Consider the following 22912-nt stretch of genomic DNA (forward strand, 5'->3'; position numbering starts at 1 on the left):
GGGTGTCCTGGCCCATCTTGGCGCGCGGGTTGGGCAGGGCCGCGAAAGACATGACTGTGAGAGTTCTTCTGTGGCCCGTGATGGGTTGCTGCCAGGCTCAGCGCGCCGGGGGTCGGGCCTCCTGGCCGAGGCGGCCCGACGCGGTCGTGGCCTTCCGGCCGGTGCCGACCGGGTTCGCCGCACACCGCCGCCACAGTGCGAACGCGGCCATGGCGACCAGCAGATACACGGGTACGAGGAGCTCCGCCCCCGGCGTCGTCTCCACGGACCAGCCCGCACTTCGCCGGTCGCCCTCGAACACGACCCGGTTGACGGTGAGGAAGGTCAGATGCGCGCCTATGCCAACCCACAGCGGAGCGTGCCGCACCGCCGTGCGGGCCGCGACGAGCATCAGGCCGAAGACGGTGAGCAGAATCAGGTAGTCGGCCGGATTCTGCCCTCCGGGCGCGAGGCCGACGGGCCCGCCCTCGCCACCGACAAGGCGCGCCGCGCCTGCCTGCACCACCGTCGAGACACCGGGCACGACCAGGAACACGGCTGTCGTCCCGAGCGCCGATGCCACTCCGCCGAATCGGCTCCGCAGCGACGTCCACGTATGGCCGCGCAGCGTCGTCTCCTCGGGCAGCGCCTCAAGGAGCAGAGCGGTCACGGCGTTCGTCACGACGTATCCGGCGAGCATGGGCAGATCAGGGCGTGACCAGTGCAGCATCCCGGCGGCTGTCCCCGCACCGAGCACCAGCGCCGCGGCCCCCGCCGTCACGCCCACCCCGACGAGCAGGGCCCGCAGACTCGGGCCCGCACCGCCGAACCCGATGTCCGCGAGCGAGCCGCGCCGCCGACGCAGCGCGAACACGACGAGCGGCATGGCCACCGCGCTGACGAGCGCGGCAGGCACCAGGCGGGCGGCGAACCCGCTCATCCCGGCGGCGTCGGCGACCACCGGACCCACCGCGGTCCCCGCCCCCAGCGCCACGGCCATGATGAGACCGCCGCCCAGGGCCCGACCCAGTGCCCCGGAGAGGGAGGGGGGCGTGCGGGAGTGAACGGACGAGTCGCGGCGAGGGTCGGTCATTGCGCTCTCCTTGCTGAACACCTGGTCTGAACACCCCTTCGCACATGGGGTATTCACCATCCTCGACGCCCATGCGACCACCGGGGTCGTAGCGGCGGATGAGATGCCGATACACCTTTCTGTGCAGGAGCCGCGGCGCTTCGGCTCACGTAGACCTGGCCGCGGGCCCCGCTGCCCGCTGGTCAGCAAGATGCCGTACGCCACTGACAACGGCGCCCGCACCCCCTGCGGGGTACGGGCGCCGAAGCGGAATCGATCAGTCGAGGAGAAGTGGTGGGCTACAGCTCCTTGATCCTGATGTCCCGGTACGAGATCACATCCGTGACCCCGTGCACCTGCACCCCGACATAGCCGGACGAGTAGCGCCGTCCGTCCGTGCCCGGGTCGTCGCCGCGCGGCGGTGTGAAGTCCTGGCCGCCGGTGTTGTCGAACTCGTTGATCAGGACGCCGTTGCGGTAGATCGAGTAGTGCTGGTCCACCACCTTGATCTCGTAGTCGTTCCACGTGCCCTTCGGGGTGACGCCGGCACCGGCGAGACCCACCCGGTCGAAGCCGTAGATCGACCCCGTCTTGTACATGTCGCCGTCAGGCTTGTCGAGCGCCTGGATCTCGTGCCCGTACTTGATGGCGACCCACTCCGGACGTGACTCCTCCGGGTGGTCGTGGACCTGCGGGAAGCGCACGAAGACACCGCCGTTGGCGTTGCCGTTGCCCGGCGCGTCGTCCCGCCACTGGAGCTTCAGCGAGAAGTCGCCGTACTTGCGCTCCGGGAACCACAGCATGCCCATGCCCTCGACGGTGGTGCTGCTGGTGATCGAACCGTCGGCGTTGAGGCCGAACTTGCCGCCGCCGACCTGCTCCCACTTGTCGAGGGAGCCCTGGGTGCCGTCGAAGATCTTGCGGTAACCGTCCGTCTGGCCGGGCTTGCCGATGCCGGACTGCTTGGCGGCCTTATTGATCTTGTTGTACTCGCGCTGGTCGATCTCACCGGCCTTCAGGAGCTTGTCCGTGACGCTCTTGACGTGCTTGAGGAAGAGCGCGTGCGAGGTCCACTCCTTCTCGTCCTCGATCAGCTCGTTGATGCGGCAGCGGGTGTTGGTGACCCGGTTCGGGATGCCCGTGTCGACCGTGCCGACGATGACCGTCAACCGCTCGTCGAACTCAGCGCAGTTGGGAGCAGGGACACCGCCGCCCTCCTTGACCGTGAACGAGACGTCCTTGGCCGTCGACGTGTTGCCCGCCTTGTCGCTCGCCCGGTAGGCCACCGTGTGGCGGCCCACGCGGTCGACGACGACCGGAGCGGTGTACGCGAGATACGGACCGCCGTCGAGCGAGTACTCGACCTTGTCGACACCGGAGTCGGCGTCGGTCGCGGTGACGCTCACCTTCGCCTTGCCGACGTACGCGCCGTCCGAGTTCTTGGTGCCGTCGACCTTCGCGGCGGTCTCCGGCGGCGTCTTGTCCTGGACCGGCGGCGTGACCACGGTGAACTCGACGGCCTTCTCCGCCGCCTGGTTCCCCGCCTTGTCGGACGCGCGGTAGCGGATCTTGTACGGGCCCGCCGCGTGGACCATGACCGGCGCGGTGTACGCCGTCCACGCACCGCCGTCACCGATCGCGTACTCGATCTTGTTGACACCGGAGCCGGTGTCGGACGCCGTCACGGTGACGGTCGCCATCCCGGCGTACTCGCCCTTGTCGTTCTTCTCGCCGGTCACCGTGGCCGAGGTCTCCGGGGGCGTCTTGTCGTCGGTGTCCGGCGCGACCACCGTGAAGTCGACGGCCTTCTCCGCCGCCACGTTGCCCGCCTTGTCGCTCGCGCGATAGCGGATCTTGTGGGTGCCGACCTGGTCGACGACCACGGGCGCCGTGTACGGCTGCCAGGCTCCGTCCGCGCCGACCGCGAACTCGGTCTTGTCGACGCCCGAACCCGCGTCCGTCGCCGTCACCGAGACGGTGGCGGAACCTACGTACGCGCCGTCGGCGTCGGTCTGGCCCTCGACCTTGGCCGCCGTCTCGGGAGCGGTGGTGTCCTCGCCGCCGCCCTCGGTCACCACGAGGATGCCCTGCATCGAGCCGTGGCCCGGGATCGTGCAGTGGTAGCGGTAACGGCCGGGCGTGAGGGTGACCTCCGCCGTGTGCTTGCCGCCCTGGTCGTCGTTCGGGTTGGCCAGGACGTTCAGCGGCACGTCGTTGTTGTACTCGGGATCCGAGACGTCGAACGTCAGCGTGTGCGGCATGCCGGTGTCGTTGCCGGTCGCCTCGCTGTTCTCGAAGACGATCGTCGTCGCGCCCGCGACCGCCGTGGCGGGCGCCGACGCGTACTTGTCGATTGCGTTGTTCGCGGTCCAGGTCAGGGTCTGGGCGGCCGCGGCGCCGGGGTTGTCGGGCTGGCTCGCCGCCGTCGACGTCAGGCCGAGCACCATCAGGAGCGACGCGACTAGCGCCGTCCAGAGTCTTCGCTGTCTCAGCGCGGGCATCATCCGGCCTTCCTTGCCAGGTCCTTGGCGGCCGGTGTGGCCTCGCCGCCCGAATAAGTGACGCGCCACAGCGCCGACTTGGAGTCCGAGGTGAAGAACCCGCGGCCGTAGTCGAGGACGTACAACGATCCGTCGGGGGCGAACTTCCAGTCCATGAGGTTCTTGATGCCGTCGTTGCCGATCGGGATGATCTTCTTCAGGGATTCGGCGTGCGTGGGCAGGCCGCCGCTGCCGACCGTCTTCGGGTCGGTGAGCACCGCGTGCCGGGGCTGGTCGGCGTCGTAGAAGTCACCGACGAACCACTTGCCGTCCCAGTACGAAGGCCACTTGTCGGCGCTCGTGCTCGCCGCGTCGTAGCGGTAGACCGGGCCGTTCATCGTGGCCTGGCCGCCACCCTTGAGCCACGGCAGGAGAATCTTCTGCTCCTCCGTCTTGTAGCTCGGGACGCCCTTCGCGTCGCGCGGGTAGTCGACGCCGCCGCCCTGCGGCGAGTACCAGATGTTGTTCGGCTCGGCCGGCGGGATGTTCACCAGGCCGTCGTTGTTGGGCGACTCGTTCTTGAGGTTCTTGCAGTCGTACCAGCCGAGCGGCTTCGTCGGGTCCGGCAGATTGCGGTCGCGGTAGGGCTGGTTGTTGCCCATGCAGTACGGCCAGCCGCGGTTGGAGGCGTGGGTGATCGCGGCGAACGTGTCGTACTTCGCCGGGCCCCACGTCGTCGACGGCGCACCGGCGTCGGGGCCGACCCAGCCCGCGTAGAGGGTGTCGGTCTTCTTGTCGACGGAGATGCGCGCCGGGTTCCTGACGCCCATCACGTAGATCTCGCCGCGCGTCTTGCCGCCGCCCTCGTCCGGCTCCTTGCCGGTGAAGAGGTTGCCCGAGGGGAGCGTGTACGTCCCGTCGGCCTCCGGGTGGATGCGCAGGATCTTGCCGTTGAGGTTGTTCGTGTTGCCCGCGGTGCGGCGCGCGTCGGCGAAGGAGACGCCCTTGAAGTTGGGCTGCGGGTTGTTGCCCGAGTAACCGTCGCTGAACTGCGAGGAGTTGTTGTCACCGGTCGCGATGTAGAGATTGCCCTTGGAGTCCCAGGCCATCCCGCCGCCCGCGTGGCAGCAACTGTGGATCTGCACCGGCCACTTGAGCAGGACCTTCTCGCTGGCCATGTCCAGCTTGTCGGTCGTCCGGTCCAGCGTGAAGCGGGAGACGTAGCGCTCGGCCATGTGCGTCTCGCGGTTGATCTTCGAGTGGGGTGTGTAGTGCAGGTACACCCAGCCGTTCTGCTCGAACTTCGGGTCGAGCTCGATACCGAGCAGACCCTCCTCGACCTTGATCAGCTCATCGCCGCCGCCCTTGTTGCCGAAGACGGTGAGTGCCCCGGCGAGCGTCGACTTCTTGGTCTTGGGGTCGTAGACGTGGATCTCGCCCTTGCCCTTGCCGATGTCCGGGTTGTTCCAGTCGGTGATGACCGGCTGCGAGGAGTCGGCGCCGCCCCGGCCGATGTAGACGACCTTGCCGTCGGGCGCCGTGACCAGGCCGTGCGGCTCGCCGATCTGGTCGTTCTGGCCCGGCTGGTTGGCCTGGGTCAGGCGCTGGGCCTTGTAGTTGGCGGTGATGGTCGACTTGCAGTCGGCGCGCGAGATGCGGGTCGTCCAGTTCAGGGCGCCGCGCAGGTGCTGGCGGAAGTCGCTCTCGTCGTACGAGGCCGCCGTGCCGCCCATGCCGGTGTAGAAGGAGCGTCCGCCGTCGTAGTCACGGCACCAGGAGACCGGGTGGTCGGCGCCGTTCTTGCTCGCGCCCGGCTGGTAGGTCGACTCGCGCACGCGGGCCACCGTGTGGACCTCGCCGGTCGGGTTCTTGGTCCAGTTCAGCCACTGGTCGGGGCGCTTCCACTGGAGGGGCAGATCCTTGGTGGCCGGGTGCTCCCGGTCGCCCACCTCGACGGTGGCACGCTGTACGTTCGTCGGGCTCGAGTCGGCGGGGCGAGCGCCGATCAGGCCGGTGAACCAGGTCGAGTACGGCTCGGCGCGGGCCGCGTCATGGATGCCGAGGAAGCCGCCGCCCGCCTCCATGTAGGCCTCAAGGCCCGCCTCCTGCTCGGGGTCAAGGACGTCACCGCCACCGGTCAGGAAGGCGACGGCGTTGAACTTGCCGAGTTTGGCCTCGTCCGTGAAGACCGCCGGGTCGTCGGTCGCCACGATCTTGAACCGCTCGGCGGCGGCTCCCGACTGGCCGATCTTCTCGATGGCCTCGATGCCGGCGTTCACGACCGGTGACTCGTCGCCGCCCGCCGCCGATCCGTGGAAGACGAGTACGCGCACGTTCGCCTGGCCGGGCGGCGACGGCAGGGACATCGTTGTCAACGGCGGTTCGGGATAGGGCCGCGCGGTGGCGGCCTGCGTGGAGAGCACGCCGGTGACCATGGCTCCGGAGAGCAGGGCGGCGGCCCAGGCGCGGCGGGAGCCGACCCGGTTCCGGTGCTTGCTCAGGCTCTGACCCTGGCCCTGATTCTGGCCCTGAATCGGGCTCTGAATCGGGTTCCTGCCCTGGTTCTGGCGGTTCGATCTGCGTCTGGCTCTGCTCAACCCTCGTACAGCCAAGGGCTCTTGATGCGGTGTGAGCCGCATGAGTACACCCACCCCTCGTCGGTCACAGCAACAGGCGCGGATGAAGCTAGACCTCTTTTGGCCAGGCGCCAATAGGTAACACCGGAGTTCCGCGAACTTTGTCCTGCGTGTGGATAAACGAGGGTCCCACCGATACCGTGTGGCCGTCCCGGGGGCCTCCTGTACCCCGTCAGCCTCCGTACCGCAGTGGGGAGTTCGGCATGGACCGACGGAGCTTCAACCGACGGATGCTCGTGGGCGGGGTGGCCGCGACGGCCGGGGTGACATCGTTGTCGCTCGCCTCGGCGCCCGAGGCGAGCACGGCCGAGAGCGCACCGAGGACCGCACCCGCGGGCGGCGAGGTGCGCCGCATCAAGATGTACGCGGAGAAGCTGCCGGACGGACAGATGGGCTACGGCCTGGAGAAGGGCAAGGCGTCCATCCCCGGCCCGCTCATCGAGCTGAACGAGGGCGACACCCTGCACATCGAGTTCGAGAACACGATGGATGTGAACGCCAGCCTGCACGTCCACGGCATGGACTACGACATCTCCAACGACGGCACCAAGCACACCAAGAGCGATGTCGAGCCGGGCGGCAAGCGTACGTACACCTGGCGCACGCACGCGCCGGGCCGTCGCAAGGACGGCACCTGGCGGCCGGGCACGGCGGGTTACTGGCACTACCATGACCACGTCGTCGGCACGGACCACGGGACGGGCGGCGTGCGCAAGGGGCTCTACGGTCCGCTGATCGTGCGCCGCAAGGGCGACCTGCTGCCGGACAAGACCTTCACCATCGTCTTCAACGACATGACGATCAACAACAAGGCCGGTCACGACAGCCCCAACTTCGAGGCCACGGTGGGCGATCGGGTCGAGTTCGTCTCGATCACGCACGGCGAGTACTACCACACGTTCCACATCCACGGTCACCGCTGGGCGGACAACCGCACGGGCCTGCTCACCGGCCCCGACGACCCGAGCCAGATCCTCGACGACAAGATCACCGGGCCGGGGGACTCCTTCGGCTTCCAGGTCATCGCGGGGGAGGGGGTGGGTGCGGGCGCCTGGATGTACCACTGCCATGTGCAGAGCCACTCCGACATGGGGATGGTGGGGCTCTTCCTGGTGAAGAAGGCGGACGGGACGATTCCGGACTATGAGCCGCACCATGCTTCCGGGGCGGCGAAGAAGTCTTCCGGGGCGGAGAAGGGGGCCTCCGCGGATAAGGGGTCCTCTGCGGCGGAGGAGTCCTCCGGGGCCGCGAAGAAGTCCGCAGACGCCGGAGCGGCCGGGGCTTCCGGCCACGATCACCCTCACGGCTAGGGTGCGTGCCGGGCGTCGCGACGCCGCGGCGATCTGTCAGAAGGGCCCTAGAGGTCGTTCAAGGTCTCCAGGAGGTCGGTGAGCAGCTCCGACCGGTCGTTCGCGTCCGGGGAGCCCATGGTCGCGCCCCGCTCGGCCCAGCCCGTGGCGCGCAGGGCTTCGAGACGCTTGATGAGCGCCTTGCGCACGGAGCGCGACGGCAGGACGAATCCGGAGCCGCCGGGCGCGCTCATCAGACCGGACAGCAACTGCCAGTGCGCGTCCGGGGATTCGAGTCCGGCCAGCAGCCGCTCGTACGCGTCGGGGGCGCCCCGCCGCAGGGCATCGGCGACGCTGTGCGCGCGGATCTCCGGGTCGGGTGATTCCGCCTGGCGAGCGAGGGCGTCGGCGGCGATGTCGGCGTGCTCTCGCTCGCCGTACTCGAGCCACATCAGTGCGGTGGCGGCATGGCGGCGCACGTCGATCTCCGGATCGTGCTCCAGGAGCCCGACGAGCCCCTCGACGGCACGGCCCTCCACCGGGGAGCCCGTCGCGATCGGGTCGAGGCTGTCGGCCGCGGAGGCGCGTACGACGGGGTCGGGGTGGCGCAGCCCGTCCAGGAAGAGGCCGAGGGGCGGATTGTCCAGGGGCATCGGGACGTGCAGGTGGCTGTAGCAGGCCAGGATCTGGCTGAGCAGGAAGGGACTCGGGGCGTCTCGCGCCTCGGGCGCCTCCTGTCCAGCTGTCCGTGCGGCCTGCGCTGCCTGTGCTGCCTGTCTTGCCTGCGCTGCCCGTCCTGCCCGTGCTGTCTGTGCCACGAGGCTGTCGAGCGTCTCGCGCACCTGGTCACGCCGGACCACCTCGCGGTGGAGGAGCCCCGCGAGGGCCTCCGTGCCCAGCGTCACCGAGTCCTGTTCCCCGCTCGCGCACAGGGCCAGCGCCTCGTCGGCACACAGGCCCGCACGTGCGCGGTCGGTCCAGGACCGTACCGCCGGTGTCCGGGTCAACAGGCCCAGGCGCGCGGCCCGTTCGTCGCTCCCGGGTGCGTGGGGCAGGGCCTCCTTGAGGGCCGCGCGCGTCTCGGCGCGGACCTGGTCCGCCTCCTCCCGCGGTACCGGTGCGTTCCGGCGCAGTACGAAGGAGACCAGAAGGACCGCGACATCGAAGGCCAGCTCGTGCGCGAGGGTGCCCGGTTGCCCGAAGCAGGAGAGCCCGTCGGCCGTCAGGCCCCGGCCGCGCAGGTAGGTGAGGCGGGCTCGCATGTCGTCGCGCAGTTCGCCGTCGACGTCCCGCACGGCCGGGCCGCCGCCCAGTTCCTCCGTCAGCTCGGTCCAGGCCCGCACGAAGCCCTCGGGGTCGTCCAGATGCTGCGCGAAGATCCGTTCCGTACGCTCGCGGACCCCCTGTTCGCGGCGCAGCACGGTGACGAAGCCGTCCACCACGGTCTCGTCGAAGTCCTCCGCCCAGGGCTCGCGCTCCACCGCCCGCGTCAGTTCGCGCAGCGCCCACTGAAGCTCGCCGGTCTCGGCGGCGGCGACCGCCGCCTTCCGGCGGACCTCCGCGTCCGGATCCCGCAGCGCGGCCGCCAGCTCCTCGTGCAGCTCAGCCTGCTTGCGCGCTCTTCGCTTCGTGAACATCCGGACAGCCTAAGTGCCCTGTACCGAGGGCTCGATGTGGGTCTGGCCACCGGCGCGCAGGCCCGTCCGATGGCGTTGACAGCGCCGCGCTCGGTATAGGCGGTCCCGCGCTCGGTGCAGGCGGGCCGCGCTGGGCGGTCGGCGTTTCTGGTCGTTATGTGGAGATCGTGTAGGAGCCGCCGATACGCGCTCCATCCCTTTACCCAGAGGACCACGTTGGGTGTACTCCTTGTACGCCTCACGCACGCGCCCGCCCGTACGTCCCCTGTGAGCAGTCTCCGCGAACTACCCATCAAGGGAGTCGAGTTGAGCAAGGACAGCGTGTACGACTACGTCATCGTCGGTGCCGGTTCCGCGGGATGTGTCCTCGCCGCCCGGCTCTCCGAGGACCCGGCGGTGCGGGTGGTGCTCGTCGAGTCGGGGCCACGTGACCGGAAGCCCGAGATCCGCATCCCGGCGGCCTTCCCGAAGCTGTTCAAGACGCCCTACGACTGGAACTACTCGACCGCGAAGCAGCCCGCGCTCGACGGCCGCGAACTGTACTGGCCGCGCGGCCACGTCCTGGGCGGCTCGTCCTCGATGAACGCCATGATGTGGGTGCGCGGCCACCGCGAGGACTACGACGCGTGGGGCGAGGCCGCGGGGCCCGAGTGGTCCTACGAGGCGTTCGAACCCTACTTCCGGCGTGCGGAGCGGTGGTCGGGCGGGGCGTCGGGTGCGGCGGGCAAAGGGGGCGGGGCAGGCAAGGCGGGCGCGGCGGGCGAGGCGGTCGGGGCAGGCGCCGACCGCGGCTACGGAACCGACGGGCCGCTCTGGATCTCCCCGCCCCGCGCCCTCAACCCGACCACGACCGCCTTCCTTGACGCCTGCCGCGAGGCGGGACTGCGCGAGCTGGCCGAACTGAACGAGCCCGACCACAGTGGCTTCGCGCTCACCCCGCTCAACCAGCGCCGCGGTCGCCGCTGGAGCGCCGCCGACGGCTATCTGAAACCGGCGAGGCGCCGCCGCAACCTGCACGTCCTCACCGAAGCGCGGGTCCGCAGGCTGGAGTTCGACGGGACGCGCGTGGCGGGTGTCATCGCCGACGGCGTTCCGGGGAAGCTGATCGCCCGCCGCGAGGTCATCCTCAGCGCGGGCGCCATCGGATCCCCGCAGCTCCTCCAGGCCTCCGGCGTCGGCGACCCGGACGACCTGTCGAGGGTGGGCATCGAGACGCGCGTCGCGTCCCCGGGCGTGGGCCGCCACCTCCAGGACCACCTCTCCTACGTGGTCACCATGGGCTGCCCGCAGCCCATCACACTGACCGGCGCGGACTCCCTCGCCAACGTCGGCCGCTTCCTGCTCGGCGGCCGTGGCCCGCTCACGTCGAACATCGGCGAAGCCGTCGCCTTCATCAAGACGCGGCCCGAACTGACGGCTCCCGACATCGAGTTGATCTACGCCCCCGTTCCCTTCATCAACCACGGCCTGACCCCGCCGACCGAACACGGCATCACCATCGGCGTGGTGCTTCTCCAGCCGGAGAGCGAGGGACGGATCACCCCGAAGGGTCCGGGCGTCGGCTCCGCGCCCTTCATAGACCCCGGCTATCTGACGGCGGAGGCCGACATCCGCACGCTCGTCGCCGGGGTGCGCCGCGCGGAGGAGCTCCTCGCGGGCCACGCCCTCGCCCCGTACACATCGGGACCGATGGCGCCGCATCCGGGCACGGTCGACGACGTGACCCTGGCCCGGGCGATCCGCAGGGCGTCCGAGACGCTCTACCACCCGGTCGGCACCTGCCGGATGGGCAGCGACGAGGAGTCGGTCACCGATCCGGCGCTGCGGGTGCGGGGAGTGACGGCGCTGCGGGTCGTGGACGCCTCGGTCATGCCGCGGATCACGCGCGGCCACACCCACGCTCCCACGGTGGCGCTCGCGGAGAAGGCGGCCGAGCTGATCAGGGAGGACGCGCGGAGGTGACGCGGGTGGGGGGTATCTCCCCGCCTCGCCCGCGGTCGTATCCTGACCGGCGCACACCAGCGAGCCGCCCCCGAGGAGCCCCACGTGACCGAGCCGCCGAGCGCCGCCCCGCGCCCCACCCTGGAGGCCGTGGCCGCACGGGCCGGAGTCTCCCGGGCCACGGTGTCCCGCGTCGTCAACGGCGACGCCGGCGTACGCGAGGTGCTCGCCGAGAAGGTCAGGACCGCGGTCGACGAACTCGGTTACGTGCCGAACCGCGCCGCCCGCAGTCTGGTGACCCGCCGCCACGACGCGGTCGCCGTGGTGATCGCCGAGCCGGAGACGCGGGTGTTCGCCGACCCCTTCTTCGCGCTGCAACTGCGCGGCATCAGCAAGGAGCTGACCTCGCGTGACGTGCAGCTGGTGCTGCTCCTGACGGAGGGGCGGGACGATCACGAGCGGGTCGGCCGCTATCTCGCGGGTGGCCATGTGGACGGGGCCCTCGTCTTCTCCCTGCACCTGGACGATCCGCTGCCCGGCATCATCCAGGGCGCGGGGGTGCCGACGGTGTTCGGCGGCCGTCCGGGATGGCAGGACGGGACGGTGACGTCTCCGTACGTCGACTGCGACAACCGGGGCGGGGCCCGGGACGCGGTGCGCCACCTGGTCTCCCTCGGCCGCACCCGCATCGCGCACATCACCGGTGCGCTCGACCAGACGTCGGCGGTGGACCGCCTGGACGGCTTCCGTGACGTCCTGCCGGACGCGGGGGAGAGGTTCGTCGCGCAGGGCGACTTCACCCCGGCGGGCGGCGAGCGCGCGATGCGCGACCTCCTCGACCGCGTCCCTGACCTCGACGCGGTCTTCGCCGCCAATGACCTGACGGCGTCCGGGGCGCTCCGGGTGCTCCGCGAGCGGGGGATGCGGGTGCCTCAGGACGTCGCGATGGTGGGCTTCGACGACATGCTGGTGGTGGCCGAACAGGTGGAACCGCCGCTGACGACGGTGCGCCAGGACATCGAGGAGATGGGTCGGCTGATGGCACGCATGCTGCTCGCACGGGGCGAGCTGCCGACGGAGAGCGTGGTCCTGCCGACGAAGCTGGTGCGGAGGGGGTCGGCGTAGGGGCCCGGCTTCCTCCACGCCCGCCGTACCCGGACCGGCACGCCGTACCCGGACCGGCTCGTCCTACCCGGACCGGCTCGTCCTACCCGGACCGGCACGTCGTACCCGGACCGACCCGCCGCGCCCGGACGACTCCGGGCCCCTATGACTTTGGTCGACGGGTCGGGGCGGGGCCTTGCGCCGTCCCGTGACTGTCCGGACGCGGGGCAGGGACTCTCGCCGTGCCACAGGCGTCCGGGGCCCGCCCCGGTCCGCCCTCTTCCCCGGCGCCCCGAGCCGAGGCCCGGAACCGCCCGCAGTCATACGAACGGGTGCCCTCGTTCCCCCGCACGGTCCACCTGCGTTTTTGTCGGGCGATGACCGGGTGAGGCTCGGATCAGTACTTTCCCTCATCCGGAGGTAACACCATGCGCAAGCGCGCGATCCTGGCAGCAGCGGCCTTCGCCGCGGTCACCGTCATCGGCGGGGCCGGTTCTGCCGTAGCCGCCGCCGACCCCGGCCCCGGCGCCTACGCCGAGGGCACGGCGCAGAACTCACCCGGCGTCCTCAGCGGCAACGTCCTGCAGGTTCCCGTCGACATCCCCGTCAACGTGTGCGGCGACTCCGTGAACGTCATCGGCCTGCTCAACCCGGCCACGGGCAACAGCTGCAAGTAGGTCCTGCCGCACGGCACACCGCCGCCCCGTCGCGACCAGCGCGCGACGGGGCGGCGTGAGTGTGCTGTGGGGGTGGGAGTTCCGGGCTGCGCCCCTGCGCCCCTGCGCCGCTACGCCCCTACGCTCACCGTGAACCGCCGCGGGTTGCCGTCGTGCGCCGCGCCGGACACATCGGGCTCCCCGTCAGGACGGACATCGTCGTACGGGAACGCGTATCCGATGGGCGAGTTCGCGTGCACCACCCGGGACCAGTGGTTGGTCACGTCGCCCTTGTAGTAGTCCCCGGAACCGGCCCCGTTCGGCTGCTCCGCGTGCGTCAGCATGATGCTGCGGTTGAACCCCGCCGCGAGCCGCGAGAGCAGGCCCTTCTTGTCGTCGTTGTCCCCGGGGTCGTTGGTGAAGGGCCCGTGGTTGCAGGTGAAGATGTCCTTCGACGTCGGCTTCGAGAACGTGTGCCCACCGTTGAACGTCAGCGTGTCGCCACTCACCCGCCCGGTGAACACGCCGCGGCCGCCCTGGAGGTCGATCTTCAGGTCGGTGCTGCGGTACTTCTCCCACGCCTCGTCGATGTAACTGCTCCACACGTCCCGGAACGGCATCTCGTCGGGGCGGTCGAAGTACGGGGCCATGAGGTTCTGCGGAGAGATGACCCGCAGTACGTCACCGCCCTCGCCACGGATCACCAGGTCGCCCCAGGGCTGCCCGTCCTTCTCCTGCTGGGCGGCGAGGTCGGAGGCGATCTTGTCGACGGCCCCGTCCGGCATCGGGGCCACCGTGTGCTTCTCGTCCCCCTCCAAGGTCAGGCCGATGGGCAGGGCCGTGACGAGGTCGACGTAGCTGATGTTGGAGTACAACTGGTCGTTGTTGAAGGTGAATTCGCAGAACGACCAGGTGCGCCCGTAGTTGGCGTCCTCCTTGGTCGCGAAGGCGGGCTCGACGAGCGAGGGACCCGGGTTGAGGAAGAAGTCCAGCTTGTCGTCCCGCACGAAGTAGACCCGGGCGCCGTACATGTGAGGAAGCGTCAGGATTTTCGGCGCGGATCCGGCCGCGCCCAGCGGAATCGCGCAGTCGACGGGCAGCGGGGTCTCCGGGGCCGACGGCGAGTCGGGCCGGTAGACGCCGCCGTCCGGCTTGAGCAGGACCCAGCGGTCGGTGCCCTCCTCGTGTCCGGTGACGTAGGCATTCACCTTGCCCGGCAACGACTTGTTCTGGAGGGCGAGTTCACAGGTCGCGGGGGCTGCCTTGGCGCGGGGGCTGAGGGCACTTCCCCAGACGGGGTAGGTGAGGGCTCCGGCGGCACCGGCGGCAGTGGACAGGAACACTCGGCGCGATATCACGGAAGGTCTCCCGGGATGTGTGGGGGGATGTCGTGCGGCCGTGGGGGGTGGTTGGCCGCGTGGGTGCGACCACTGTTGCGTCGGTGAATCCGGGCGTCAAGAGTTGTGGCTGAGAGCGCTCTCAGAATCTTGTTTCTTTCACAAGGTGGCAGCATGCGCGCACTGTCAGTGCCGGGTGCCAGACTCGGAAGTACGGAAGAGAGATGCGACAAAGGAGTCGATCATGCTCAATACCCGTTATGTCGCGGGCGCCCCCACGTGGGTGGACCTCGGCACCCCGGATCTGGAAGGCGCCCGTTCCTTCTACCGCGCGCTCTTCGGCTGGGAGTTCCGCTCGGGCGGCGCCGAATTCGGCGGATACGGCATGTATCAGGCGGACGGGAGGACCGTGGCCGGCGCCATGACCGTCACCGCCGATCAGGCCCCTCCGGCCTGGACGATCTACTTCAAGACGACGGACGCCGACGCGACGGCCAAGGCGGTCGAGCAGGCCGGCGGCAGTACGGTGCACGAGGCCATGGACGTCGGCGGCCTCGGCCGTATGGCGGTCTTCACCGACGCCCAAGGGGTCGGCTTCGCCGTGTGGCAGCCAGGCACGAACAAGGGCCTCGACCGGGTGGACGCCCCGAACAGCATGTGCTGGACCGAGCTCTACACGCCGGACATCGACGCGGCCCAGGAGTTCTACGGCGCCGTGTTCGGCTGGGGCACCTCCACCCAGGCCTTCGAGGGCGGTTCGTACACGATGGTGCATCCCGCGGGCGGCACCGAGAACGACATGTTCGGTGGCCTGTGGCCGCTGTCCGACGCCCCGGACGAAGCCGAGGCAGGGGCGTACTGGACTCCGTACTTCCAGGTGACCGACATGGACGCGGTGCTCGCCAAGGTCGAGCCGTCCGGAGGCACGGTGCGGGTGGCCCGCATGGACCTCGCGGGCGTCGGCAGCTTCGCCAAGCTCGCGGACCCGTCCGGGGCGCGGTTCGCGCTGATGCAGCCGGAGGCGCCGAGCACGGGCTGAGAGGAGAAGCCGGAGGGCCGACGGCGGCTGAAGGCCGCGGCTGTCCGGGTCGGGGGGGGGGGGGGGGGGGGGGGGGGGGGGGGAGGGGGGGACGGGGGGGGGGGGGGGGGGGGGGGGGGGGGGGGCGTCGTCCCCCCCCCCCCCCCCCCCCCCCCCCCCCCCCCCCCCCCCCCCCCCCCCCCCTCCACCACCCCCCCCCCCCCCCCCCCCCCCCCCCCCCCCCCCCCCTCCTCCTCCCCCCCCCCCCCCCCCCCCCCCCCCCCCCCCCCCCCCCCGACCCACAGGGAGGCGGGAGAGGAGGAGATGGACGGAGTCACCCCGTCCAGCGCACGAACGGCCCCGCACGTTTCGCCTGGTTCCCCGTGGGCAACAAGGAGGTGCCTGAAACAGCGCACGTCGCCGCGTTGATCGTTCGTTGATCCGTTGTTTCGCGCCCGCTGCCAGCATCGACGGCATGCAGATCCACACGACAGCCGAGCCGGAACTCGACTGGCAGAAGCAGGCCCTGTGCGCCCAGACGGGATCCGAGTTCTTCTTCCCCGAACCGGGCAGCTCCGTGCGCGAGGCGAAGTACATCTGCCAGCTCTGCGAGATGCGCACCGCGTGCCTCGAGTACGCCCTGGCCAACGACGAGCGGTTCGGCGTCTGGGGCGGCCTCTCGGAGAAGGAGCGGCTCAGCCTCAGACGCGGCTGACCAGGCGTACGCGATCAGGTGTCCGTGACAGGTGTCCGCGACAGGCGTACGTGATCAGGTGTACGTGACCGTGAACCTCCTCGTCCCCGCCGGAATGCGCACGTCGTCCCCCGTCACCGGCAGGTCGCGGCCGTCCGCCGCCACCGCCCGCACCGGGCCGAACCGGCACGGATAGACGTACCGCACGCGTTCCGGCGCCCGCGTGATGTCGACGGTGACCTTCCGGTCGCCCGCGTCATGGGTGAGCCGGTAGCCGAAGGGCGCGCCGAACAGGTTCGGGGCGTCGTCGACGGCCACCGAAGTACCGTCGGGCACCCAGTGGGGACGTACGCCCGGAGCGATGTACAGATGAGGGTCGCTGTCCTCGTCGGCCTCGAAGAAGAGGATGTCGCGGATCAGGAGCAGATACTCGGCCGCCGCCCAGCCGTGCGGGATGTCCCCCATGTACCAGTGACGCGAGGGGACGTCGCGGTAGTCGGAGGCGATGGGGAAGGCGTGCTGCTCGTTCCACGCGCCGAGCGCCACCGCTCGCTCCTCGGTCCGCGGCAGCGAGGCGCCCACGATCCAGCCGAGCAGCGCGTCCATCCGGGCGGTGTCGCCGGACAGCAGGTAGGCGTGCGCCAACTGCGTCGTGAGGTAGGGGCCGTAGGCGTTCCAGGCCGCCTCGTGCCGGTAGCCGCCGGTCACGAAGTGCGCGTACATCGTGTCGAGTGTCGAGCGGGCCGCCCGGTCGATGTCCTCGCCCAGCTTGCTGCCCATGTGCAGCCGCAGCGGGTGGAAGAACGCCGCCGTGCCGATCATCGTCGAGTCGAGCCGACCGACGTCACCAGGACCGGTCGGAATGTACGTCTCCCAGGCACCGAGCCTGCGCTGTTCCTCCAGGACCCAGCGGATCGAGGCCGCCGTCGCCCGCTTCAGGTCGTCGAAAGCACCCCAGAGCTCGGCCACGTCGGGGGAGCCGATGCGCTCCGCGAGCCGCGCGGCCTCGTAGAGACCCGCGAGGCCCCACAGGTCGTCCCAGTAGTGCGGCTTGTCGCGCTCACCGAGGTGCTCGGCGCTCCAGCCGCTGTGCAGCAGTCCGTACTGGTCGCGGTTGTCGCGCAGCCACCGGGCGCCGTCGACGACGTACGGCGTGTAGAGCTTCGCTCCGAAGGCGGTGGAGCGGCCGTGCGTCCGGTCGAAGCGGCCGATGGCCCACAGCGCCTGGCCGTTGCTGTCCCACTCGCGGTCGTCCTTCTCGTGCGGGCCGCCGTAGAAGCCGTACTCGGCGCACGGCCCGATCCGTCCCGAACCGCGGTTGAACTTGAGCGGATAGTGCGTGCCCAACTGGCGCTCGGCCAGGGCCGCGTCGCCGACCAGTGAGCACGCGGTGGCCTCGACGGAGGAGTCACGGATCCAGAAGGAGTCGTACACGGTGGGGCCCGGGTGGATCTCGCCGTGGTCGGAGAGGATCAGGAGCTGCGAGCGGCACTGGCGGAACTGGTCCGCCAAGTGCGCGACGGGGCGAGGGAGTTCGGGCTGCACGCCCTGCGCGATCAGCTTCCCCGTCCAGAAGACCCGGTTGGCCTCCTCAAGGGCGACGGCAGGAGTGGCCCTGATCTCCGCCAGGTCGGCGGCCCCGCTGTAGAGATCGACGGGAAGCCGTACGTCGAGCTCGAACAGTTCGTCGTCCACGACCCGGTAGGGCCAGGCGAACGCCGCGCTGCACAGCCCCGCGATCTGGTCCTGCGCCTGAAGCGCGCCGTTCAGCTTGCCGCCCATGACGAGGTCGTGGAACGGGCTGCGGCTCAGATAGGAGTCCGGGTCGTACGTGAAGTCCGGGTTGCCGTACATCCCGTACTGCTCGGGAGGCGTGTCGAACACCGGACCCCAGCCGCTGTTGGTCTCCACCCTCCCCTCACCGGGCAGGTGGCGCAGGAACGTCAGCCGCCGGTCCGTGATCTGACGGCCGTTGCGGTCGTGCCGCTGGAAGCCGCTCGGCCCCGCGGGCATGAGGGCCGCGCACAGCCAGCCCTCGCGCGGCTGCCCGGTCGCGCTGCCCACGGTCAGACGGGTCACGACGAGATCCCGCTGCCGGGCGCCGATGGCCGTCCCGAAGGTCCGCTGCACGAACTCGGTGCCGTCGGCGGTGCGGAACGTCGTCAGGACCACCGGCAGATGGGGCGCCTCCATGCGCTGGCCGACCACCCCGGCGTCCGTCAGCTGCGGCAGACGCACGGCGCCGGTCGACGGTGAGTAGAGGAAGAAGGAGAGGCAGTACTTGTCGTAGACCGGCTCGATCTCGCCCGCCTGCCCGATCAGGGACTCCTGGCGGTGATCCTTGACGCCCACCATGTGCCAGTAGCGGTACAGGGCGTTGGAGGCGAAGGCGGCCTCCTTGGAGTCGTACGTCCCCGAGTCGAAGTCGTCGCTCCAGTCCCGGAAGGCCGCTTGCGCCCACCACGGAACGGGATAGGGCACCTGCGCCCGCCGGGCCCAACCGCGCCACATGACCTCGTAGAACATCCACTCATGGGTCTGTGCCATGGGTTCCACCCCCGCTACTCACCGTTGCACCGGGGCGGGCGGTCGTAAATCGGTTCGGCACGGCGGCTCTGTCGCGGTTGCGATCCTGCGGCGCGGGCGGACTTCGCGCCGGCTCTCTCCGCGTCGTACGGGAGAGTGCGGGGCGGATCGGGCGGGTGGCGCCGGAAAGAAGCGCCGCGAAGCGGCGTTCAGGTCAGGCCCCACCCACCCGCAGGGTGCCTACTTCCCCCGCGCGGCCATCCGCGCCTTCCGCATGGCGAGCTTCTCGTCGAACTTGGAGGCCTCGGTGTCGAGCCCGTTCATGTAGAGGCCGAGCTCCTCCTGCGCCTTGAGACCCTCGGGGCCGAGCCCGCCGATCTCCATGACCTTCAGGTAGCGCAGGACGGGCTGGATCACGTCGTCGTGGTGGATGCGCATGTTGTAGATCTCGCCGATCGCCATCTGCGCGGCGGCCCGCTCGAAGCCGGGCATGCCGTGTCCGGGCATCCGGAAGTTGACGACGACGTCGCGCACGGACTGCATGGTGAGGTCGGGGGCGAGCTCGAAGGCCGCGCCCAGGAGGTTGCGGTAGAAGACCATGTGCAGGTTCTCGTCGGTGGCGATCCGCGCCAGCATCCGGTCGCAGACCGGGTCGCCCGACTGGTGCCCCGTGTTGCGGTGCGAGACGCGGGTCGCGAGCTCCTGGAAGGCCACGTACGCCACCGAGTGCAGCATCGAGTGCCGGTTGTCGGACTCGAAGCCCTCGGCCATGTGCGCCATGCGGAACTGCTCGAGCTTGTCCGGGTCCACGGCACGCGAGGCGAGGAGGTAGTCGCGCATCACGATGCCGTGGCGGCCCTCCTCGGCGGTCCAGCGGTGCACCCAGGTGCCCCAGGCGCCGTCGCGGCCGAAGAGCGACGCGATCTCGTGGTGGTAGCTGGGGAGGTTGTCCTCGGTCAGGAGGTTGACGACGAGGGCGATCTTGCCGATGTCGGTCACCTTGGACTGCTCGGGCTCCCAGGCCTGGCCGTCCTCGAAGTAGCCGGGGAAGTTGCGCGCGTCGGAGAACGGGACGTACTCGTGCGGCATCCAGTCCTTGGCCACCTTCATGTGGCGGTTGAGCTCCTTCTCGACCACTTCTTCCAGGGCGAACAGCAACCGGGCGTCGGTCCAGTCTTCCGTGCTGCCGAGATGCGGAGAGGTGATCGTCACGGGGGCTCCAGGGGGACGGGAGTTTTTTTACGGATTACGTGCGTAGGGGTTACGCGGCGCACGAGCGGGTGCTACCTACCTACGGTGTCGTAGGTTACGTTGCCGTAGGTTAAGCCCTCCGTAAAGTGGCTGAGAAGTCGGGACCCAGCGGCCCCTCTCGCCCCAGCCGTCCCAGGACTTATCAGGCGTACAGCTCGCGGAGTCGCACTGAGAGGCATGTCACACAGCCCTCGAGCTTCTCGAATTCGCTGATGTCCACTATCACCGGATCGAAACCGAGGCCGCCGAGCAGCTCCGCACTCTTCGGCGCACTCGCCGCCAGCAGCAGTTTTGAGCCACCGAGCAGCACTACGTGCGCCCCCGACTCCTCGGGAACCGGCAGGAAGCGCGGGAAGAGCGAGGGGGTGTCCACGAGCGGCGGGTGGCCGATGACGGTGCCGTCGGGCAGCGCCGTCACCGCCGACTTCAGATGCAGGACCTTGGTCACGGGGACGGCCACGACCCGCGCCCCCAGCGGCTCGAAGACGGCCCGCAGCTGCCGGACACCGGCGGCGTTCGTGCGCCCGCCACGCCCCACGTAGATCGTGTCGTCGACCTTGAGGATGTCGCCGCCGTCCAGCGTGCCCGGCTCCCACACCCAGTTCACGGAGGCACCGAGCCGGGCCACCGCCTCCTCCACCGCCGCTGTCTCCGCGCGCCGCGACTCGGCGCCGGGGCGGGCGATCAGCGCCACGTTGCGGAAGACGACGACGGCGTCCTCGATGAAGACCGCGTCCGGGCAGTCGTCGGCGGGCTCCACCTCGACCGTCTCCCAGCCGTGCGCCCGCAGCGCCTCGGCGTACGCCACCCACTGTTCGAACGCGAGGGCCGCGTCGACCGGGGTCCGCTCGACATGCGTGACCAGGCCCTCGGCGATGCGCGGTCCTGGCCGACGGATCAGCGCTTTCCTGCTGGGCACGGGATGTTCTCCGTAGGGGTTCAGCGGCGGGGGGTGCCCCGCCCGGCTGCGCGCCGGGCCGGGGTGCTGCCGCACATCATGCAGGGTGCAAGGGGTCCAGGCCCAGGCCTCGCCGCAGATGCGTGGCCGTGAACGACCCCTCCGCGTCGACCAGCTGCCCCGGCGTGCCCTCGAAGACGACCCGGCCGCCGTGCTTGCCGCCGTCGGGGCCGAGGTCGATCACCCAGTCCGCGTGCTTGACGACCTCCAGGTTGTGCTCGACGACGATCACAGTGTTCCCCGCGTCGACGAGCCGGTCGAGGAGGGCGAGCAGGCCGTCCACGTCGGCCATGTGCAGACCGGTCGTCGGCTCGTCGAGGACGTACGTCGTGCCGGTGCGGTGCAGCTGGGTGGCGAGCTTGATGCGCTGGCGCTCACCGCCCGACAGGGTGCTCAGCGGCTGCCCGAGCGTCAGGTAGGTGAGCCCGACGTCGCGCAGCGCCCGCAGGCGTCGGCGTACCGCCGTGTCGTCGACGGCGGCCAGGAAGTCCAGGGCGCGCTCAGCCGTCATGTCGAGCACGTCGGCGATGGAACTGCCGCCGACGGTCAGCCGGAGCACCTCCTCCTTGAAGCGGCGCCCCTCGCACGTCTCGCAGGTCGTCGTGACCGGATCCATGAACGCGAGGTCGCTGTGGATGACCCCGCGGCCCTCGCAGCTCTCGCACGCGCCACGGGAGTTGAAGCTGAAGAGCCCCGCCTCCTCGCCGGTCTCCCGCGCGAAGAGCTTGCGCAGCGAGTCCATGATCCCGAGGTACGTCGCCGGGGTCGACCGGCCCGAGATGCCGATGGCCGACTGGTCGACGACCACGGCGTCCGGGTGTTCGGCGACGAACGCCCGCGACACCAGCGTGCTCTTGCCCGAGCCCGCGACACCCGTCACCGCCGTGAGCACCCCCGTCGGCACGCGCACACTGACGTCCTTGAGGTTGTGCAGATCGGCGCCCTTGACCCACCGGCCGCCGATGGCCTCCCGCGGGCTCTCCTTGACGCCCGTGGAGCGCCGCAGGTGCCGGCTCGTGAGCGTGTCCGCGCGGCGCAGCTCGTCGGGCGTCCCCTCGAAGACGACCAGGCCGCCGTCCGTACCCGCCGCGGGTCCCATGTCGACGACGTGGTCGGCGACGGCGATCACGTCCGGGTCGTGCTCGACGACCAGGACGGTGTTCCCCTTGTCGCGCAGGCGCAGCAACAGGTCGTTGAGGCGGCCCACGTCGCGCGGGTGCAGCCCGACGCTGGGCTCGTCGAAGATGTACGTCATGCCGGTCAGGCTGGAGCCGAGGTGCCGCACCGTCTTCAGGCGCTGGCCCTCGCCGCCGGAGAGCGTGGACGTCTCGCGGCCGAGGCTGAGGTAGCCGAGGCCGATCGCCTCGATCCGCTCGAGGGCCGCCACGGCCGCCGCCGCGACCGGTCCGGCCACCGGGTCGTCGATCCGCTCCAGGGCGCCGATGAGGTCGGTGACCTCCATGCGCGAGCAGTCGGCGATGTTCCTTCCGTCGATACGGGTGGCGAGGGCCGCCGCGTTGAGCCGCGCCCCGTCGCAGCCGCCGCACCTGCCCTCGACGAGGAAGCGCTGCACCAGGTCGCGGGTCTTCTGGGCGAGCGTCGACAGATCGCGGTTGAGGTAGAGCCGCTCGAAGCGGTCGGCGAGCCCTTCGTAGTCGATGTCCCGCGCGCCGCCGGTGTTGTCGACGTTGACCTTGCCGCTGTCCCGGGCGCCGCGCATCAGGAACCGCCGCTCCGCCGCGCTGAACCGACCCACCGGCTTGTGCGTGTCCAGATCGGGGGTGTTGGTGTACGTCTGGCCCTGCCAGGTCCCCGCGGCGAACGGCGGGAAGAGGACCGCGCCGTCCGCGAGGGACTTGGTGGGGTCCAGGATGCGGTCGTAGTCGGGCCGTACGGTCCTGCCGAGGCCGTGGCACTCGGGGCACATGCCCGACGGGTCGTTGAACGAGTACGCGCTCGCGGCACCGGCACTCGGTGTGCCGTGCCGCGAGAACAGCACGCGCATCACCGAGTAGATGTCCGTCATCGTGCCCACCGTGGACCGGGAGTGACCGCCGATCGGCCGCTGGTCGACGACGATCGCGGGCGAGAGCTCCTCGATGGCGTCCGCGTGCGGCCGCTCGTACTTCGGCAGCCGGTTGCGGACGAACCACGTGAAGGTCTCGTTCAGCTGGCGCTGCGACTCGACCGCGATCGTGTCGAACACGACCGACGACTTGCCCGACCCCGAGACGCCGGTGAAGACCGTGAGCCGGTCCTTCGGAATGCGCAGGTCCACCTCCTTGAGGTTGTTCTCACGGGCTCCGGTGATCGTGATGTATTGGTGCATACACA

Annotated in this window: 15 protein-coding genes; 6 read left to right on the forward strand and 9 right to left on the reverse strand. The window is 70.3% G+C overall.

The features are described 5' to 3' along the window. Window positions 1-97: 97 nt before the first annotated feature. From ACZ5CR_RS03080 to ACZ5CR_RS03090, 3 genes are all read right to left on the reverse strand, one after another. A complete protein-coding gene (locus ACZ5CR_RS03080; RefSeq protein ID WP_468853036.1) occupies window positions 98-1072 on the reverse strand; it encodes a CPBP family glutamic-type intramembrane protease in 975 nt (324 codons plus the stop codon). Between the two features lie 278 nt (window positions 1073-1350). Continuing rightward, window positions 1351-3555 (reverse strand): OmpL47-type beta-barrel domain-containing protein, encoded by a 2205-nt coding sequence (locus ACZ5CR_RS03085; RefSeq protein WP_468853039.1) that lies wholly within the window; start codon window positions 3553-3555, stop codon window positions 1351-1353. After that, a complete protein-coding gene (locus ACZ5CR_RS03090; RefSeq protein WP_468853854.1) occupies window positions 3552-5966 on the reverse strand; it encodes a ThuA domain-containing protein in 2415 nt (804 codons plus the stop codon). Before ACZ5CR_RS03090 ends, ACZ5CR_RS03085 begins: the two co-directional genes overlap by 4 nt. 404 nt (window positions 5967-6370) lie before the next feature. Here ACZ5CR_RS03090 and ACZ5CR_RS03095 point away from each other — a divergent pair, with 404 nt between their 5' ends. Continuing rightward, complete coding sequence (locus tag ACZ5CR_RS03095) at window positions 6371-7477, forward strand: multicopper oxidase domain-containing protein (RefSeq protein WP_468853041.1); 1107 nt, start codon at window positions 6371-6373, stop codon at window positions 7475-7477. Between the two features lie 47 nt (window positions 7478-7524). Here ACZ5CR_RS03095 and ACZ5CR_RS03100 read toward each other — a convergent pair whose 3' ends face one another. Continuing rightward, complete coding sequence (locus ACZ5CR_RS03100; RefSeq protein WP_468853042.1) at window positions 7525-9093, reverse strand: HEAT repeat domain-containing protein; 1569 nt, start codon at window positions 9091-9093, stop codon at window positions 7525-7527. 306 nt (window positions 9094-9399) lie between these two features. Here ACZ5CR_RS03100 and ACZ5CR_RS03105 point away from each other — a divergent pair, with 306 nt between their 5' ends. The 3 genes from ACZ5CR_RS03105 to ACZ5CR_RS03115 all read left to right on the forward strand — a co-directional run bounded on the left by ACZ5CR_RS03105 (window position 9400) and on the right by ACZ5CR_RS03115 (window position 12815). Continuing rightward, window positions 9400-11055, forward strand: coding sequence for a GMC family oxidoreductase (locus ACZ5CR_RS03105; protein WP_468853043.1), 1656 nt, complete (start codon window positions 9400-9402; stop codon window positions 11053-11055). Window positions 11056-11139: 84 nt separating this feature from the next. After that, the gene (locus tag ACZ5CR_RS03110; protein ID WP_468853045.1) at window positions 11140-12159 is read left to right on the forward strand and encodes a LacI family DNA-binding transcriptional regulator; all 1020 of its coding nucleotides are present in this window, start codon (window positions 11140-11142) and stop codon (window positions 12157-12159) included. Between the two features lie 407 nt (window positions 12160-12566). Further along, the gene (locus ACZ5CR_RS03115) at window positions 12567-12815 is read left to right on the forward strand and encodes a chaplin (protein ID WP_468853047.1); all 249 of its coding nucleotides are present in this window, start codon (window positions 12567-12569) and stop codon (window positions 12813-12815) included. Between the two features lie 110 nt (window positions 12816-12925). On the opposite strand, the gene ACZ5CR_RS03120 is transcribed toward ACZ5CR_RS03115, so the two are convergent. Further along, window positions 12926-14152, reverse strand: coding sequence for a glycoside hydrolase family 64 protein (locus tag ACZ5CR_RS03120; RefSeq protein WP_468853050.1), 1227 nt, complete (start codon window positions 14150-14152; stop codon window positions 12926-12928). A gap of 223 nt (window positions 14153-14375) precedes the next feature. On the opposite strand from ACZ5CR_RS03120, the gene ACZ5CR_RS03125 reads away from it, so the two are divergent. Next, window positions 14376-15170 (forward strand): VOC family protein, encoded by a 795-nt coding sequence (locus tag ACZ5CR_RS03125; RefSeq protein WP_468853051.1) that lies wholly within the window; start codon window positions 14376-14378, stop codon window positions 15168-15170. Between the two features lie 454 nt (window positions 15171-15624). Continuing rightward, window positions 15625-15864, forward strand: coding sequence for a WhiB family transcriptional regulator (locus ACZ5CR_RS03130; protein ID WP_468853053.1), 240 nt, complete (start codon window positions 15625-15627; stop codon window positions 15862-15864). A gap of 54 nt (window positions 15865-15918) precedes the next feature. On the opposite strand, the gene ACZ5CR_RS03135 is transcribed toward ACZ5CR_RS03130, so the two are convergent. The 4 genes from ACZ5CR_RS03135 to ACZ5CR_RS03150 form a co-directional block, all read right to left on the reverse strand. After that, complete coding sequence (locus tag ACZ5CR_RS03135; RefSeq protein WP_468853056.1) at window positions 15919-18390, reverse strand: hypothetical protein; 2472 nt, start codon at window positions 18388-18390, stop codon at window positions 15919-15921. A 219-nt stretch (window positions 18391-18609) separates the two neighbouring features. Then, window positions 18610-19581: an acyl-ACP desaturase gene (locus ACZ5CR_RS03140; RefSeq protein ID WP_468853057.1), complete on the reverse strand. Its 972-nt coding sequence runs from the start codon at window positions 19579-19581 to the stop codon at window positions 18610-18612. 181 nt (window positions 19582-19762) lie between these two features. Continuing rightward, entirely contained in the window at window positions 19763-20539 is a 777-nt protein-coding gene (gene ddaH / locus ACZ5CR_RS03145) for a dimethylargininase (RefSeq protein ID WP_468853059.1), read from the reverse strand. Window positions 20540-20615: 76 nt separating this feature from the next. Continuing rightward, a complete protein-coding gene (locus ACZ5CR_RS03150; RefSeq protein WP_468853061.1) occupies window positions 20616-22907 on the reverse strand; it encodes an ATP-binding cassette domain-containing protein in 2292 nt (763 codons plus the stop codon). Window positions 22908-22912 lie beyond the last annotated feature (5 nt).

The organism is Streptomyces sp. NPDC031274, assembly GCF_055570235.1.